Consider the following 17,336-nt stretch of genomic DNA (forward strand, 5'->3'; position numbering starts at 1 on the left):
GTATACAATCCACAATGTAACTTTAATGTTTTGAAGCCCTCGCGAAATACCCAATATTTTATATTGTATACATGAATACAGTATTTTCTTTGTCATAATCATTCGGGCTGCATACTGCATTTTGAGTAAGTTTATATTGCATACAACTATACAATATAAAAAGTAAAAAAATTATTCTGCTAAACTCTCATGAAGAGGTCTGCGTACTTTTTTGCGGGTCAGCTCTACAAGCTGCAGCGCGGTCACATCCACAAGTGTTGATTGAATCGGGTCTTTTGAGAGGTATTGGCGGAATGTTTTCAGCAGTTCCCTGGTTGCATCGGCATCGTCCAGGTTAATAAAATCCACAATAACGATTCCCGAAAGGTTTCTAAGCCGCATCTGTTTGGCTGCCTCCCTGGCTGCTTCGAGATTGATCTTCAAATAAGTTTCAGAAGGATTCTTTTTTACAGAACATTTTCCCGAGTTTACATCAATCACAGTCAGCGCTTCCGTATATTGTATCACCAGATAGGCCCCATTCTTAAGCCATACGCGTTCGCTCAATGCCCTTTCCAGTACAGTCTGTGTATGATACAGCTTTCCGAGAGGGAGCTGGCTGCTCTGATAAAGCCTCAGTTTCTCTAATTCTGCCGGCTGTTCTCTTGTATAATATTCCCTGACCTGGCGGTAAAGCTCTTCGTCCTCAATCACAATCTCCGTTAAACCTTCGGTATACACATTTTTCAGGTCAGAGATATAAGCGGGAGGCGCCTCCTGCAGACAGGAAAAGCATGTTCTCGTCTGAGACGCAGACTTCAGAGCGGTATAGCTTTGTTCCAGGCTTTTAATCTCCCCCAGGATCTGGTCAAAATCAGCATCGCCTGCATTCGTACGGATGATAAGGCCATACTCCTCGTTTTTATAGGGCAGAAGGCGTTCTTTTAATTCCTCACGCAGCGATTTGGGAAGCTTGCCGGAGGTTCCGATTCTGGTGTTTCCTGTTGTCAGAATTGCATACCTGCCCGTAAAACTTAAGTTGCTGCTGACCGTCGGGGCCTTTGTTTTAACGGCCTCTTTGCTGATCTGAACAACCAGCTCATCCCCGATGCAGAGCGGCTTCCTGCCTGCCTTATGCGTGAACAGAGCATTAGCGGCCTGGCTCATGTCATAATAACATTCCACGCCGCTCTCAATCTCGATAAATGCTGCTCCGATATTGGGCACTATATTCTTCACTCTGCCCACATAGATATTGCCAAGTACATGCTGCCTTACGCCGCTGTCCGGCTTGTCGCAGTGTATTTCTACGATTTCATCGTCCTCCAGAAGAAATATCCAGACCTTTTGGGCCTCTTTCATCATAAGAACTTTTCTTGAGGTCATGCCGTCTCCATCTCCATTTCGCTACCCAAATCTTCCAATGTTACCAATTCTCGTCTGCCTTCCTGGCCCCTATCCGCATACATCTCAAGCCTGTGATGTGAATAATCGCTCTCGGCAAAATCGATCCCCATAAAATGACAGAATGCCTCCATGACAAGGCCGGGCTTCAGATTCTGGACGCTCCCCGCGGCCACCTGCATACAGACAGCGTCCGCTTTCGCTTCCAGACGGTATATCATTGGTTTGATATCCACTTCATTCGCACTGCGTTTTGTCTCTTTCAGAATCCGGATCTCGGGCTGCGCCATGAATGCCGCAAGCTTCTCCGGCCAATCTGCCGGAAACACATCCTTTTTCACCGTCGTCCTGTAATCCGCCGCCGCAACGATCGCCATTCCAGTCATCTTCTTTTCTTCCGCAATCTGACGGAAGCTTACGACTTCCATCCCTTCCACCATGGCCTCATTCAGCCGTCTCACGGCCTCTTTGCTGGAAATCGGGCCGCTCAGCTCAATATCAAAGTATTCACCGTCACTGGAAAGTCCGATCCCCAGCGGATTTGCAAAAGACATAATCATATGAGGACTGTAGCCGGCGGTAAAGGCGATCGGGATCTCCGCCCTTCTCATGGCCTTCTGGAAAAACCGCATCACATCCAGGTGCCCGATAAATCTCAGCGCACCATATTTTCTGAACTTAATTCTTACCTTCATAGCAGACACCTCCTCCAAATTGTGCCGCTCCGCATCCGGAGCACTGCATCTTACAGTTTGGTGTGACAACGCCCTCCTGCGCCCGCTCCCACTCTTTTTTCATAAAGCTTTTGCTGACCCCGATATCAATGAAGTCCCACGGAAGCAATTCATCCAGTTCTCTTTCCCGGGTCGTATAAAATGCAATATCAATGCCCGTATTCTCAAACGCCTGCATCCATTTTTCATTGCAGAATGTTTCTGTCCAGGCGTCAAAAAGGCATCCCAGTCTGTAGGCCTCCTCAATGGCCTTTCCCACTCTCCTGTCGCCGCGGGCAAATACGCCCTCCAGAACGGTTACTTCCGCATCATGCCAGTTATATTTCATGCTTTTTCTGTTTAACTGCTCCTGAAATTCATGCTTCACAACCGAAGCCCTGTGCATATACTCCTCACTGGTACACATTGGCGCCCATTGGAATGGGGTAAATGGTTTTGGTACAAAAAAGGAAGTGCTCGCCGTTATCTGGCATTTGCCATGGCGCTCCTCTTTCGGGATCTCGTAATATCTTCTCGCAATCCGGTCTGAAAGCCTTGCGATCTCCTTCATATCTTCTTCCGTCTCAGTGGGAAGGCCCAGCATAAAGTACAGTTTTACCTTGGACCAGCCTCCCTCGAAAGCCTGTCCGGCCCCCTCCAGGATCATTTCCTCCGTCAGGCCCTTATTAATTACATTTCTCATCCGCTGTGAACCCGCTTCGGGGGCAAATGTCAGGCTGCTCTTGCGGATATCCTGCACCCGCTGCATCACATCCAGCGAAAATGCATCGATCCGAAGGGATGGCAGGGTAATATTCATCCCTTTATCCTTAAATTCATCTATTAAAAAGTCTACCAGTTCTTTCAGTTCGGAATAGTCACTGGAACTCAAAGAACTCAGAGAGATCTCTTCGTGTCCCGTATTCTTCAGCATAACACGGGCGTACTCCTTCAGTGTCTCCACGTTTCGCTCGCGGGTAGGCCGGTACAGCATCCCTGCCTGGCAGAATCTGCAGCCGCGGATACATCCCCTCTGGATTTCCAGCACAACCCGGTCCTGCGTTGCTTTGATAAAGGGCACCACCGGCTTCATCGGATAAGGCGCTTCCGTGACATCCATTACGATCTGCTTTTTCACCGTGGCAGGAATCCCGGGCTCCGTCGGTGTAAAGGACTTCAGAGTACCATCATCATGATAATCCGCTTCGTAGAACATCGGAACATAGAGCCCCTCAATCTCCGCCGCCCTTCTCAGAAACTCTGTACGGCTGCTGCTCCCGGCCCGGCAGGTCTTGTAGAGATCCAGCAGTTCATCATAGACCGTCTCGCCCTCTCCTATATAAAACAGATCAAAGAACTCTGCCAGCGGTTCCGGATTGTAGGTGCAGGGGCCCCCGCCGATTACGACCGGATGCTCCCAGGTACGGTCCGCACTGTGGAGCGGAATCTGGCTTAGATCCAGGATCTGCAGTATGTTCGTGTAGCACATTTCATACTGGATTGTGATGCCCAGAAAGTCAAAATTCTTGACTGGATCCTGTGATTCCAGGGCAAACAGGGGGATCTTCTGTTCCCTCATTACCTTGTCCAGGTCGGTCCAGGGAGAATATACCCTTTCACACCATACATCCTCACGCCGGTTAAAAATATCATACAAAATCTGAATCCCCAGGTGGGACATGCCAATTTCCATGATATCGGGAAACGAAAGAGCAAACCGAATGTCCACCTGATCCGGGTCTTTATTCACCGCATTTACCTCATTGCCGATGTAACGGGCGGGTTTCTCGATGTTCAGCAGTATCTCATCGCTCAACGCTAATTTTCTCATCATTATATACATCCTTCTTATCCATGCTATTAGATCCCAAATGATCTGATGGTGTCCGGAAACACCGGGCACCACCGTTTAATTATAAGTGCTTTTTGTCATAACATCAAGCAAAATGCGGAATGTTTTAAGTTTATGCAGATGAGTGCGCGAAAGAAGGGATAGCTTCTGTAACGGCTACCCCTTTCTTTCGCACACTCATCTGCCGGCGAGATGGAAACTCGTCAACTCAGCGTATTAAACATCTTCGATCTTCCCTAAAAGCTGCAGCGGCTCCTTTTTTAGGTTTTCTTTCATATAGCAGGACGAGATGATAAACGCCGCCAGAATTAAACCACCCCCGGTCCCAACCGACAATGCTATGCTGGGGCTTGCCCACTCTATGTCAGCCTCTGTGTCATTTGTTGTCACATTGCTGTAGGACGTATCGAATACAGTGGCCGCATCGGCCTTCTTGGCGGCTGCTCCTGTAGCTTTCCATCCCGCTATGCTGCCCAGGATGCTGCCAACCGCCGCAAGTACAAGTATTCCGGTCAGAATAGATCTGGAACACTGCCCCTTCGTTCTTCCAAGCAGGCGCTCCACGGCAATCCTCTCCTGTTGTCCCGTTATGAACATACTTGAAAAGAACAGTAAAATCATGAGTGCCATGACGCCTCCGCTGACCAGGAATATCCATGACATCATCTTTCGCTTTTCAATCCCTTCCCGGAGCTGGGTATAACCTTTGTCATAAAAGGTGATCTTCAGATCTTTTACCCCCTGTTTTTCCCATAGCTCCTGATATTGCTGTATTGTTCCGTTTGGAATTTGGAAAGACGTGTTGCCAACCTGCATGCGTCCATAGGCTACGATGTTATCTTTCCAGGAATTCTCGGGAACTGCGTTCCAGGGAATGACCACTTCATACATGCCGATTCCAAGGGAACCGGTACCGTAATCTTTGATTGTATAAATGCCCGCAATCTCATATTCCTGCTCGTTGAATATGGAATAGGGCTGGCCCTGTGCATTAATAAAGGAAAACCCATACCCGCCGCCCTTTGTTGAAAAGTTGTCCACCGGTGCATCCCGATAATTGGCATAAAACAGAGGCAGGGTTAGTTTGTCCCCCACGGACTTCTGAAGCAGCATCGCCAGCGTACTGGGAATCAGACAGACCTTTGCGCCGTCCTGATATTCCTCTTCTGTGATATCCCTTCCCTCGGAGATAACGACCTCATCCTGATAAAACGGCATCAGCAGCTTTGTGCTGTCTGTGGGCTGAACCGGTACGACATGATCCAAATAGTCCTGCATATTTCCCGCCAGCAGCCACCGCTTTCCGCGTTCTGTTTCATAGAACCCTTCCGTCACCTCATCAAATTCGTCTGATTCATTTATAGGATCATAGATCCTTTCTCCATCGAGAGTGTATTGTGTTGATAGGGTACCATTTGTAGGAACATATTCCATTTCCATCTCCCCGCTATCGCTGTTTTCTGTTTCCACACCGTGGGTAAAACCGTACTGATTAAGCTGCATAACATAAGTCTTTCCCGCCTCGAACGTTCTGGGTTCCGGATTCTGGTGTTCGCAGACATAGATATAATCCCCCTCATTGACAGCGCCTTCCAGCACCTTAACAATGCGCATCTTGACGGAATGATCCGCTGTTTCTGTTTTCAGGGGGGTTACCTCCACGGTGAGCAGCCAGGTGCGCCCCACTCCCTGATAAAGCTCCTCTACATATGCTCCAAAATAGGGGCGCTGCCTTGGCTTATGTACATACCCCGCGCCTTCAAAGTCCAGCACCTCCTCTTTGATTCGCTCCCCCGCGGTTCTTGCGTTAAAATACTGATACTCTTTCATTTCCGCATCCCATATCCCATAAACCCCGTTATCCTTTGTCTCCTGCTCCACAGTTCCTATGGTGGTAAATATTTTTTCGAATTCCTGAATTGCCGTTCTGCTCATGTTCCAGAGGTTTCCGCCCAGTGCCAGGAAAAATGCCGAAACACCAATCAGAAGAAAAAACAGAAAACTCTTCAGGGGACTGCGGAGCATTTGTTTCATGCTGTAATAAAATGTCATGCCATACACCACCTCACTGTTTTTCTACCGATATCATTTTCCCGTCCTTCATGGTCATACGGATATCCGCCTGGTCTGCAATCCGAGAATTGTGTGTAACTATAATAACTACATATTCTTTCTCATGTGCCAGTCTAAGCAGTAATTCGACTATATTCTCTTCATTTTCCGTGTCCAGATTCCCTGTCGGCTCATCTGCCAGCAGAATTCTCCCTCCGGCAGCCATAGCTCTTGCAATTGCCACTCTCTGCTGCTCCCCTCCGCTCATCATACGCGGATATTGGTTCAGGATCTTTTCTTCCAGACCTACTTCTTCCAGGCACAGGGCCGCCTTCTCTTTTGCCGTTTTGCGTGGAATTCCCTGGAGCTCCAGCGGATACATAACATTCTCCCAGGCGGTCAGCAGAGGAAATAAATGAAAGGCCTGATATACCACGGACACTTCCTTCCGTCTGTATGCATCCCGGTCCATTTCCGCCAGATTTTCGCCGTCCACCAGGATTCTCCCTTCCCTGGGATGGTCAAGTCCGGCAAGCAGGGATAGAAAAGTACTTTTTCCGCTTCCTGATTCTCCTGTAACCGCATACATGTTACCGGATTCAAACGTGCAGGATATCCGTTTTACCGCCTCAATTGTCTGAAATTTATTCTGATAAGAATAACTTACATCTTCTACTTTAATCCGTTCCATATCTCCCTCTCAATCTCTGTGTGATAACACAGCTGCAACGCTGAATCTTCCAAACATCCACATGGCAGCCGACGCGCCCAGTATATAGCAGACCAAAAACACAAGCCAGACAAGCGCAATTGCTCCCATGCCGGCCCACCGCAATATCAACCCTGCAGCTGCTCCCACAGCGCCGCCTGCCGCAGCCAGCAGAATATGTTCCACAAAAAACAGTACCGTACACCGCCGTCTGCTCGTTCCAAGCGCCCGCATAATCGCGTACTCCTCCCGTCTGCCCTGAAGCAGCAAGTGGGATACGATATACCCCACCATAATCACTACAAGAAGGACAAAGGGCAGAAATCCCTGCAGCAGAGACAGGCTTTTTTCCAGACTAGTGACCGACCGGATAAAGATCACATCATCTACCCTGACCCCGGCCCCGGCATAAGAGAAAGTGGAGCCCGGAACCACCGTCTGAAGCCCGGCGTCCTTTAATTCCTGTTTTAATTCATTGAGCTTCATGGAGTCTTTTACCAGAAAGGACAGGGAAGAGGCAAAATATGTCTGGCCACTCTGCTTATAAATCTCTTTTACAGCATCCAGAGGGAATAAAATATCCGGCACAGTTACCTCTTCATCGGTTCCGCTGGAATCCCAGATTCCGACGACTTCCATACTTACCGGCCGGAGATCCTTTATTTCTAATCCTGTTCCGGAAAGCAGCAGCTGGTAGTGCTGCAGTGAAAGGGGGAGCCGGCTCCCAAGTTCTTTATCTATGGATGATTGATTCACGATACAGACATCCTGGCTTTTCTGAAAAGTATCCCAATCCCAGCCTTTGCTCCACTTGATATCCTCCTCTTCCAGGCCCTCAATACATTCCGGGCGGTTCAATCCCTGAACCCAGAGATCTTGTAAGTTTTCGGCATTCTCCTGCGGAAGGCGCCCCAAAAGCTTTGCCCCTTCCACAATCTCTTTTGTGTATGAGGATCCGTAAACCGCATCGAGAACCCGCGGCTGTATGAACAGGCCCGAATTGGAATCCCCGCTCACATTCCAGATCTGTACCGATATAGGGAGCCTTTCCGGCAATTCATCGAGCTGTTGTTTTGTACTGGTCAGATTGCCCAGATAAAGAGCCATTACAATAACCGTCAGCAGGCTGATCAGGATATTGAGGATACTTTTTTTGTAGTGACGCCGTATATTTACCAGAATTGTGTGTATTCCCTGATAAAAACTCCTTCTCTTGTCCGGGATTTCTTTCTTGATAGACTCTTCATTTTCCCTTATACAAAGTATCCGTGTTGACGCTTCCCTTGTCTCCTCACTGTCCTCCAGCACTCTGGCAGCCGTATAGACGGTTCCGTCCAGCGTGAATTTAGGGTACATTCCGGATTTTACCATCTGAAACTTCATCCCGCGGTCTGATGCATATTTACGCAGTACAGCCTCAAACATACCTGCTGTGTTCACGGCTTCATCTGCATTAAATGAAAATCTCCGCTGCTGTTCTTCCATGGCCACCCGCTTGTAATCGTCCGCAATCTTTGCGAATACGCTTCCGTTTCGGGACATGGTTTCCATTTTTTCAAGATAAGCATCCACGTCCACCTGATCCGATTGATCCTTATGGATACTCGTGCAGACTTCAATCGCCGCCTGCAGCTGTTTCTGCTGCTTCAGCAGATTTTCCTGCTGGCGTACAACAGCCTCCTTCAGGGGAAGCTCTTCCTTCAATATATTTTCGATCTCTTTCAGGGGCATATCCAGCATCCTCAGCATCTTAATCAGCTTCAGACGCCGTATATCTTCCTCCGAATAATCCCTGTATGCATTGCCGGTTTCCCTTGCAGGTTCCAGCAGCCCCTGCCGCTCATAGTAGCGAATATTCTGTCTGGATATTCCGGTCAGTTCCTCCGCTTGTTTCGTATTCAAAAATCCACCCCCTCATCTGCTTACATTCTATAATCTGAAATATCTTTATGTATCTATATTAGGGTGTATAGCAGGTATACAGTCAAGTCTTTTATAACTTTTCTTCGCTAAATTTCAACAAATTAAAAATCGCCACTTGTTTTAGTGACGATTCTCCTGATTTCTCTCATTACATACTTATAGTATATCCGGTTCCAATACAGGTTCTTCGAACAACATCATTAAATCGTGATTAGCTCCGATATTGGTTACTTCAAAATGATTTAGGCACAGAGCAAGCCACGGAAGCTCCCTGCTCATCTCACGTACCAAATCGAAAATTTCCAGATCCGTTGTCTTATATCTGGAATGATATCCTGAATATTGCTCATGGGAAAAGTTTCTCTTTACCAGGTAATCTCGTATCTTCGTATAAGCACCATTGGGGTTGCTTGCTGAAAAATATTTTTTAAGATCATTAACCCGCAGATCAAAATATAATGCCTTTAAGTGTTTTGCTTCTTTTCTTGCCATTATGCCACACTCAGTCTCTTTGTATAATGATACAGTACATCCTCAACGGCAAAATCTTCTTCATTTTCTCCATCATCGCTGTTGTACCAGACCCATTTTGTTACATATTCCATAAACCAAACTTTTTCTCTTAAAGATGTAATAATACATCCGAAAGCACCATAATCTTTCGGATTCCCATTTCCGGTAAAGCATAATGTCCCATCTGGTTGCTGTGCCTTATTCAGTCCATATCTGGAAAACGCCTGCTCAACTGCCTGATAAATACTTTCCACCTGATATTTCTGGTCAGCAGCAATCTTTTTTTCATCCATTTTTATTTCTAATTTCAGCATAGCAGCCTCCTCTGTCCTCTAAATAATCTTTGGTATACTCATTATATCCGACTTGAAGAGAAAATTCCACTGCATTTTTGAATTAACGCTCTAATGGCTCACGTCCCCTACAGCTTCTTCCACACTGCCTGAATATCTTTGAGATCCATCTGCTTTTCGATCTGGTTTACGATTTTATCGCTGCTTACATTTGCTACATTCACTTTGCCGTAATCGATCCAGACATAACAAACAAAGCATAAGACGCCCAGCGTCAGACGGAAGAAAAAGCTGCTTTTAGGCCTTTCTTCTGCATCGTCATACAGGTCATGGTAAATATGTCCATACCTGGGGTGCACAGCGGGAATAAAGCTGTCCTCATTGTAAAGCCTTCTGGTCTGCCTTAGAAGCTGGCGGCGTCTTTCTTCTGATTCATTCATAATCTATGTACCTCCTTTTGGATTTCCTGTTAAGCTGCCCTTTGGGCGTACAGAAAAGGGCATATGATATGTCTACCATATCATATGCCCTGCCAAAAACAGTTAGAACTCTCTGTCCCGGAGTGCTATAGAACAAATCACGTTATCTGTCCGCAAGCTCGTTTGTTATATCATCCCAGGTAATTCCCCGTTCCACCATAAGGACCATCGCATGGTACAGAAAATCAGACATTTCGTATTTGATCTCCTCGGGATTTGGATTCTTAGCCGCAATCACAAGCTCTGTCGCTTCTTCTCCAATCTTTTTCAGGATCTTATCAATCCCCTTATCGAAAAGATAATTGGTATAAGAACCTTCTTTCGGATTCTCTTTTCTGTCCATAATTGTTGAATAGACGGATTCAAATACCTGAAGCGGGTTCTTCCCGTCGTAATCACTGCCTACAATCGGCTGGAAGAAACAGGTGCTGTTTCCGGTATGGCAGGCCGCTCCGACCTGTTCTACCTTGGCAAGCAGTGTGTCCTTATCACAGTCAATCGTCATCGTCTTTACATACTGGTAATGGCCGGATGTCTCGCCCTTTACCCACTGTTTTTTCCTGCTTCTGCTAAAATATGTCATCCTGCCGGACTTGACCGTATGGTCAAAGGCCTCTTCATCCATATACGCCATCATCAGGACCTCATTCGTTTTATAATCCTGCACAATGACAGGCAGCAGCCCGTCTGAATTCAGTTTAAACTCGGAAAAATCCATCATGCTTTCAAAAGACGTCATCCGGATCCCTTCGGCAGCACAGACATTTTTAAAGGCATTAAAATCCATATCATCCTGACTGATAAACAGTCCCGATACCCCTTTCACGCCGTCGCACTTCAATATTTTAAGGATCTCGTCCTGTTCCATCGTATCCGTTACGACAACACACGGAATCTGCGTCACATTCATAACCGAATTCAGGTCCAGCCTGTGCATGAAAATGATCTCCGTACTGTACTCTTCGATCAGATGCTGCTGTTTGAACAGGGCGTCAAAATCATTCAGGGACACCGCGATTCTTTCTTTGCCGAATCGTTTGGATACGTCCTCAATCAGGTCAATGGAAAGGTGCTTGGAAAAGTTCAGCATGGCGCGTTTTGCACCCGCATAGAGAATCTTCTTTACATCCTCCTGTCTGCGGATATTGCCGCCGGCCACCATCGGAATGCTGATGACGCGGTTAATCCTTTTCATCAGGTCAATGGATTCCTCGTGCTCCTCATCGGAATTGGACAGATCAAATATGATCAGCTCATCCGCCCCCATATCCCCGTAATGCCTTGCAAGGGACACCACATCGTCCGCGATCACTTCTCTATCATCAAACCATTTTACAGCTTTCCCTCCGTCAATAAATATACAGGGGGTCAATCTCTTATAACTCATTTATCCACTCTCCTTTACAGGCTGCCCTTTGTAGACCAAACCTCTTTCATTCTCGGCTCTTCCATGGTAGCCGCATCCAGTGCTTTACCAAACGCTTTGAACAGGGCCTCCGCCATATGATGGTTGTTGCCTCCGTCCAGAATTTTCAGATGCAGGTTCATTGCTGCACTGTATGAAACCGCATAAAAAAACTCCTTCACCATTTCCGTATCCAGCCCGCCGATCTTCTCCACCGTAAATCCGGCCTGGTAGTTCAGATACGGGCGTCCTGAAAGATCCACCGCACACAAAGCAAGCGTCTCATCCATGGGAAGCATAAAACTGCCGTAGCGCTTGATTCCCGCTTTATCTCCAAGGGCCTTGGCGATTGCCTGTCCCAGCACGATACCGGTGTCCTCCACCGTATGATGACAGTCCACTTCCAGATCCCCCTTAACCTCTACTTCCAGGTCAAACAGGCCGTGTCTCGCAAAACCGTCCAGCATATGGTCAAAAAAGGCAATTCCCGTATCAATGCTGTTGCGCCCTTTTCCGTCCAGACAAATTGTCAGGTTAATCTCTGTTTCCTTTGTTTTTCTCATGCAGCTGCCTGTCCTGTCCATCATACATCCCTCCCATTTTCATCCTGTTTATGATTCTTCAAAACGTACCTTTATCGAATTCGCATGCGCAGTCAGCTGTTCCGCCTCCGCAAAACGTTCGACATCCAGGTGTACCGCCTCCAAAGCTTCCTTTGAATAAGAAATGATGCTCGATTTCTTCAGAAAATCATCCACGGACAGAGGGGAAAAGAACTTGGCCGTACCGTTTGTCGGCAGGACATGGTTCGGCCCTGCAAAATAATCTCCCAGGGGTTCGCTGCTGTATTCTCCTATAAAAATAGCGCCCGCATTGCGGATCTTCGTCATCACGTTAAAGGGGTCTGCGGTCACGATCTCCAGATGTTCTGAAGCGATCTCATTTGCCGCATCTATCGCGTCTTCCATCGTCTCCGCCACCAGGATATGCCCATAATTATCGAGAGATTTCTGTATGATCTCTCTCCTGGACAATTCTCTCACAAACCCATCGATCTGTAAAGAGACGTTTTCTGCCAGTTCTCTGCTGGTTGTCACCAGAATGGCCGATGCAAGCTCGTCATGCTCCGCCTGGGAGAGCAGGTCTGCAGCCACATATCTCGGGTTGGCCGTCTCGTCCGCCAGGACAAGAATCTCACTGGGGCCTGCAATGGAATCAATACTTACATATCCGTAGACGGCCTTTTTGGCCAGGGCTACGTATATATTTCCCGGGCCTACAATCTTGTCCACTTTGGGAATGCTTTCCGTCCCATAGGCCAGTGCCGCAATCGCCTGGGCTCCTCCCACCTTATATACGGCGTCTGCTCCCGCCTCTTTGGCGGCAACCAGGGTGGTCGGATTCACCCTGCCGTCTTTTCCCGGAGGGGTGGCCATGATAATTTCATCCACGCCCGCCACCTTGGCCGGCATGATATTCATCAGTACCGAGGACGGATACACAGCCGTCCCGCCCGGAACATATACCCCTACTCTCCGGAGAGCGGTCACCTTCTGTCCGAGCATCGTCCCGTCAGGCTTGCTGTCAAACCAGCTGTACTGCATCTGCTTTGCATGGTAGGACTCGATATTTTTCAAAGATTTACGTATGATCTCAAGCAAAGAGGCATCCACCTGGGCATAGGCTTCCGCTACCTCCTCCTCTGTGACGAGCACATTCTGCGCATGGATTTCTGCTCCGTCAAACTTCTTTGTATAGGAAAAGACTGCTTCGTCCCCTTTTTCTTTCACTGCATCCAGTATCTCCCGGACGCTGGACTCATACTTTCCGTAGTTATTGGGGCTGCGTTTTAAAAGGTCTTCCAGCAGATTTTTTTTCGTACTTTCATCTAATTTTTCAATTCGCATTTTTATCCCTCCTGTAAGAGCTTTCTCAGATTCACGATCAGCTCCTTAATCCTGTCATTTTCCATGCGCATACTGACCGGATTTACGATCATCCTGGCAGAAAGAGGACACACTTCCTCCAATACCACCAGTCCGTTCTCTTTCAGAGTAGATCCAGTCTCCACGATATCCACAATCACTTCTGACAGCCCTACAATAGGCGCCAGCTCAATAGAACCATTCATTTTTATGATCTCAACTGTCTGATGTTTTTTATTATAAAAATAATCTTTTGCAATATTAGGGTACTTGGTTGCCACGCGGATCAGCTCATGATGCCGGAGCAGTTCCCTGGCCTCCTCAAGCCCGCATACGCACATTCTGCACTTGCCGAATCCCAGATCCAGTACCTCGTGCACCTTGCGTCCTTCCTCCACGATCGTATCCTTGCCGACCACACCGATATCGGCCGCCCCATACTCTACATAGGTGGGGACATCGGGGCCCTTTGCCAGGAAAAACTTCAGCTTCAGCTCCTCATTGACAAAGATCAGCTTCCTGGAGCTTTTATCCTTCATCTCCTCGCATGTAATTCCCAGCATCTCCAGCATTTCCAGCGTTTTATTGGCCAAACGCCCTTTTGTAAGGGCAAAAGTTAAATATCTCATGTCTGCTCCTCTATCTCTTTTTCCTTGCATTTATCAGCTTCTCATCCCCGGTACGCAGATTCACCATCTCAATCGTCAGATCCTCGTTCAGATACAGCATACTCACGGCCTGTGTCCGTTTTCCATATGCTTCATAGGCTTCCCTGCTTTCCTGCTTATCCCGCTTGTGTATCTCCACGCACTTGCCCTTGGAACGGAAGTTCTTTGCAAGCGAAATAGCCCACTTCTGCGTAGCCTCCGTGTAAACAATCATGTTCATCTCCCTGGTTTCCACCGGGATCTTCTGGCGGCTCAGGGCGCTCATCAGCTCATCTATGATGATCGCAAAGCCGATCGACGGCGTATTCTCTCCGAATTTTCCCAGAAGGTTATCATAGCGTCCGCCTCTCACAATGGCATCGCCGGTACCGTATGTATATGCACGGAAAACAACTCCGGTATAATACCCGTAGCTCCCGCTCATGCTCAGGTCAAATGTGATGTGGTCCTCCACACCGTAAAGGGTCAGCAGCTTATATAACTGCTGGAGATAGGATACGGCAAGCTTTGCGCTGATGTTCGGCGCTATCTCCATAGCCTGGTCCAGAATCTCTACACCGCCCATCAGCTCAGAAAGCACCTGGAATGCAGCCTTAATGTTGTCCGCTGCATCCTGGTTGTCCAGGATCTCTTCCACTCCAAAATAATTTCTGTTTATGATCAGATCGTGAATCTCTGACTTTTGTTCCTCTTCCAGTCCTGTAGCATCCATCAGGCTCTGTATGAAGTCCACATGGCCGATATTGACCTGAAATTCCTTAAGCCCTACCTTTTTCAGCCCGTCTACAACCATGGCAAGCATCTCTGCATCCGCCTCGATGGAATCCATGCCGATCAGCTCCGCCCCCATCTGGGTATTTTCCTTCAGACGGCCCTGATAGCTGGAATGGTTGATAAATGTATTGCCCATATAGCAGAGCCGGACGGGGTATTCTTCCGTCTCGAACAGTGTTGCTGCCGCCCGGGCTATGGACGGCGTGATGTCCGGGCGCAGTGCCAGTGTATTGCCGTCCCTGTCAAAAAATTTATAGAGTTCTCTCGAAGATATCGTTCCGATCTCTTTTCGAAACACATCGAAGTATTCGAAAGTCGGTGTCTGAATGTCCTGATATCCGTATGCGTGCAGGACATCATGGAGCTTTTCCTGTGTTCTGAGCTTCTTCCTGCATTCTGTATTATAAATATCCCTGACGCCTTCAGGTGTATGTAATTTCTGTTCCATATTTCCTGCCCTTTCACTTTATCGTGCTAATTCGTTAAATCACCCTGTAAATTATACGCAGTTTCTCCCTGATTGTCAATCCCTGGTATCCAAATCCTTTTGTATGTAATCCAGGTACGGGACGAAACAATTATTTTTCAGTTCCATGAAGTAAGCCGGATCCAGTTCCTCATAACGAAAGCTCTTCCGCCCGCCCTCTGCGGCGCGCTGCCAGTATCGCTTTATCTCTTTAAAACGCATATAGTAGAGTTCATGGTAACTGCTGTAATATATAATCAAAAAGGAGATACCTCCCTGCTTCTCAAACTTTTCCATAAAATTCATCTGATGTTCATGCACATTCTGCAGCGGGAAAGTATCCGCAGCGCACTCCTTTGCATCGAAGCAGACCGGAATTCCCTGCACAGCCCCGATATAATCGACTGTACTGATCTTTTCAAAATATGCCAGCGTAATGTGGCGATGCTCTTTGTCTATCCTTACCGGAGTGATGGGGGTCGGTATCTTCTGGATCAGCGCAAGCCCCATCTCCTCATACCGTTCGTTGGTGCGGTTCACCAGATCCTCCAGTGTGGAGCCGCGAAGCCCCCTTGAATTCCAGGTAGCCATCTATAAAACACCCTTATCCTTTGCTATTTTTTGAAACTCTCCGGGAAGCGGGGCCCGAAATTCCTTTCCCGACAGAACGCTTAGCAGCCCTTCCAGTGCCGGAAATGTGATCCTGTATGCGTGGAGCAGCTGGTGGTTCAGCCCGTATGCATTTTTGTACCTGTCACCCAGCTTTCTGCCGCCATACTTGTAGTCTCCCAGGATCGGATACCCGGCAGAAGCAAGATGAGCGCGGATCTGGTGGGTCTTCCCGGTAATCAGGTGTACCTCCAGCAGCGTCACGCCGCCCTTAGATTTGAGGGGGCAGAATTCTGTCTCAATTGCCGCGCTTCCTGCTTCAGGCGAGTCTGTTATGCGGACCTGATTGCTTTTTTCGTCTTTTTTCAGAAAACCGCAGATCCGGGAGCGCTCTTTCACTTCCCCTTGTACAAGGCAGAGATAATATTTGCCCAGTGTCCGGTCCTTAAAAAGGCGGCTCAGCTCCTGCAGGCCCTGCAGGCTTTTCCCGGCGGCTACTATGCCGCTCGTGTTCCGGTCAAGCCGGTTGCAGACAGAGGGGCGGAATGTTCGCATCTCATCCCCTGTCAAAGCCCCGCTCTGCTGCAGATAGTCATGCAGATACTCCACCAGTGAGACATCCGTGTCCTGAGCCTTCTGTGAAAGCATTCCGGCGGGTTTATTAATCAGCAGGATATTGCTGTCCTCATAGAGGATATCCAGACGCACAGCATGGCTGGATTCTTTATTCATGTGTCTCTCTGCAGGGAGCCCTGCATCCCCGGCAAATTTGGCAATGGTCTCATCTGCAAGAAACAATTTGATCTCGTCGCCTTTGAAAAGCTTCTCACTGCCGGAAGCTTTTTTCCCGTTCAGAGTAATATTCTTTTTCCGCAGCATCTTATATAAAAAGCTTTTCGGGGCCTCTCTGAGATACTTGGCCAGAAGCTTATCCAGCCTCTGTCCCGCTTCATTGTCACCGACTGTTATCTGCTGCATAAAACTGATTCCTTTCTACATGGATATATTCAATATTACCTGTTTGATCTGTTTTTCCATCTCTTTTGTATCCCCTTTTTCCACAGCGGCAATCGAATTGAGACCCTCGGCCCTTGCCAGAAAAGCGGTATAATTATTCAGGATTTTCACCGAGACATCCGGAAAATGATTCTGGTTCAGGATGCTTTTTATATGAGTCGCTGCGTATTTTACATCCACTTTTTCGCTGTTCGTATATCCGAAGATCGTATTTCCGGAAATCACAATGCAGTCCACCGGCATCACTTTTTCCCGGCTTGTAATGATCATGTCATAGACTGCCGTTATGTTGCCGGTCTTTGCCTTAATCTCATCTGCACGGATGACTGCAATAGACGGATAGGGAAATCGGGTAATGACACCCACCAGCGCCTTGGACGCCGGGAGGCACCCCAATACAGCGACAACGGTCATCAGATTCAGTCTCGTATGCGCCTGGCTGTAACCCAGAATGAAAATAGCAGCCACCAGTGCAAAATAAATCACGGTCCGGATAATCTCTGCTTTTTTCTTATAATCCAGATATCCCGGCTCTCCTTTTATCACCTTAGTCAT

Annotated in this window: 17 protein-coding genes; all 17 read right to left on the reverse strand. The window is 47.8% G+C overall.

Annotation, left to right across the window (positions count from 1 at the left end):
* Positions 1 to 171: 171 nt before the first annotated feature.
* The 17 genes from BN1938_RS20680 to BN1938_RS20760 all read right to left on the reverse strand — a co-directional run bounded on the left by BN1938_RS20680 (position 172) and on the right by BN1938_RS20760 (position 17,336).
* Positions 172 to 1,365, reverse strand: coding sequence for a ribonuclease E/G (locus BN1938_RS20680; protein ID WP_050642315.1), 1,194 nt, complete (start codon positions 1,363 to 1,365; stop codon positions 172 to 174).
* Positions 1,362 to 2,078, reverse strand: a complete 717-nt coding sequence (locus tag BN1938_RS20685) for a TIGR03936 family radical SAM-associated protein (protein ID WP_050642316.1) — start codon at positions 2,076 to 2,078, stop codon at positions 1,362 to 1,364. The genes BN1938_RS20680 and BN1938_RS20685 overlap by 4 nt, the downstream gene beginning before the upstream one ends.
* A complete protein-coding gene (locus tag BN1938_RS20690) occupies positions 2,062 to 3,927 on the reverse strand; it encodes a TIGR03960 family B12-binding radical SAM protein (protein WP_050642786.1) in 1,866 nt (621 codons plus the stop codon). Before BN1938_RS20690 ends, BN1938_RS20685 begins: the two co-directional genes overlap by 17 nt.
* A 237-nt stretch (positions 3,928 to 4,164) precedes the next feature.
* Positions 4,165 to 6,000, reverse strand: coding sequence for an FtsX-like permease family protein (locus tag BN1938_RS20695; RefSeq protein ID WP_050642317.1), 1,836 nt, complete (start codon positions 5,998 to 6,000; stop codon positions 4,165 to 4,167).
* Between the two features lie 13 nt (positions 6,001 to 6,013).
* Positions 6,014 to 6,691 (reverse strand): ABC transporter ATP-binding protein, encoded by a 678-nt coding sequence (locus tag BN1938_RS20700; RefSeq protein ID WP_050642318.1) that lies wholly within the window; start codon positions 6,689 to 6,691, stop codon positions 6,014 to 6,016.
* A 9-nt stretch (positions 6,692 to 6,700) separates the two neighbouring features.
* A complete protein-coding gene (locus tag BN1938_RS20705; RefSeq protein WP_050642319.1) occupies positions 6,701 to 8,611 on the reverse strand; it encodes a MerR family transcriptional regulator in 1,911 nt (636 codons plus the stop codon).
* A gap of 177 nt (positions 8,612 to 8,788) precedes the next feature.
* Positions 8,789 to 9,124, reverse strand: a complete 336-nt coding sequence (locus tag BN1938_RS23760) for a virulence associated protein D (RefSeq protein WP_174518408.1) — start codon at positions 9,122 to 9,124, stop codon at positions 8,789 to 8,791.
* On the reverse strand, positions 9,124 to 9,459 hold the full coding sequence (locus tag BN1938_RS20715) for a hypothetical protein (protein ID WP_050642320.1): 336 nt from the start codon (positions 9,457 to 9,459) through the stop codon (positions 9,124 to 9,126). The genes BN1938_RS23760 and BN1938_RS20715 overlap by 1 nt, the downstream gene beginning before the upstream one ends.
* Before the next feature lie 107 nt (positions 9,460 to 9,566).
* Complete coding sequence (locus tag BN1938_RS20720) at positions 9,567 to 9,878, reverse strand: hypothetical protein (protein WP_050642321.1); 312 nt, start codon at positions 9,876 to 9,878, stop codon at positions 9,567 to 9,569.
* 142 nt (positions 9,879 to 10,020) lie between these two features.
* Positions 10,021 to 11,304, reverse strand: coding sequence for a bifunctional phosphoribosyl-AMP cyclohydrolase/phosphoribosyl-ATP diphosphatase HisIE (hisIE, locus tag BN1938_RS20725; protein ID WP_050642322.1), 1,284 nt, complete (start codon positions 11,302 to 11,304; stop codon positions 10,021 to 10,023).
* 14 nt (positions 11,305 to 11,318) lie between these two features.
* Positions 11,319 to 11,909 (reverse strand): imidazoleglycerol-phosphate dehydratase HisB, encoded by a 591-nt coding sequence (gene hisB / locus BN1938_RS20730; protein ID WP_050642323.1) that lies wholly within the window; start codon positions 11,907 to 11,909, stop codon positions 11,319 to 11,321.
* Positions 11,910 to 11,933: 24 nt separating this feature from the next.
* Positions 11,934 to 13,229 carry a histidinol dehydrogenase gene (gene hisD, locus BN1938_RS20735; protein ID WP_050642324.1) on the reverse strand — a complete coding sequence of 432 codons (1,296 nt, stop codon included), beginning with the start codon at positions 13,227 to 13,229 and terminating at the stop codon, positions 11,934 to 11,936.
* A 2-nt stretch (positions 13,230 to 13,231) separates the two neighbouring features.
* Complete coding sequence (gene hisG, locus BN1938_RS20740; RefSeq protein WP_050642787.1) at positions 13,232 to 13,876, reverse strand: ATP phosphoribosyltransferase; 645 nt, start codon at positions 13,874 to 13,876, stop codon at positions 13,232 to 13,234.
* 10 nt (positions 13,877 to 13,886) lie between these two features.
* Positions 13,887 to 15,137 carry an ATP phosphoribosyltransferase regulatory subunit gene (gene hisZ / locus BN1938_RS20745; protein WP_050642325.1) on the reverse strand — a complete coding sequence of 417 codons (1,251 nt, stop codon included), beginning with the start codon at positions 15,135 to 15,137 and terminating at the stop codon, positions 13,887 to 13,889.
* Between the two features lie 75 nt (positions 15,138 to 15,212).
* Positions 15,213 to 15,746 (reverse strand): Holliday junction resolvase RecU, encoded by a 534-nt coding sequence (locus BN1938_RS20750; RefSeq protein ID WP_050642326.1) that lies wholly within the window; start codon positions 15,744 to 15,746, stop codon positions 15,213 to 15,215.
* Positions 15,747 to 16,742: an RluA family pseudouridine synthase gene (locus BN1938_RS20755; protein WP_050642327.1), complete on the reverse strand. Its 996-nt coding sequence runs from the start codon at positions 16,740 to 16,742 to the stop codon at positions 15,747 to 15,749. It lies immediately after the preceding gene.
* A gap of 15 nt (positions 16,743 to 16,757) precedes the next feature.
* Positions 16,758 to 17,336: a hypothetical protein gene (locus BN1938_RS20760; protein ID WP_050642328.1), complete on the reverse strand. Its 579-nt coding sequence runs from the start codon at positions 17,334 to 17,336 to the stop codon at positions 16,758 to 16,760.

The organism is Eubacterium sp. SB2 (assembly GCF_001244405.1).
GTDB lineage: Bacteria > Bacillota > Clostridia > Lachnospirales > Lachnospiraceae > Faecalicatena > Faecalicatena contortus_B.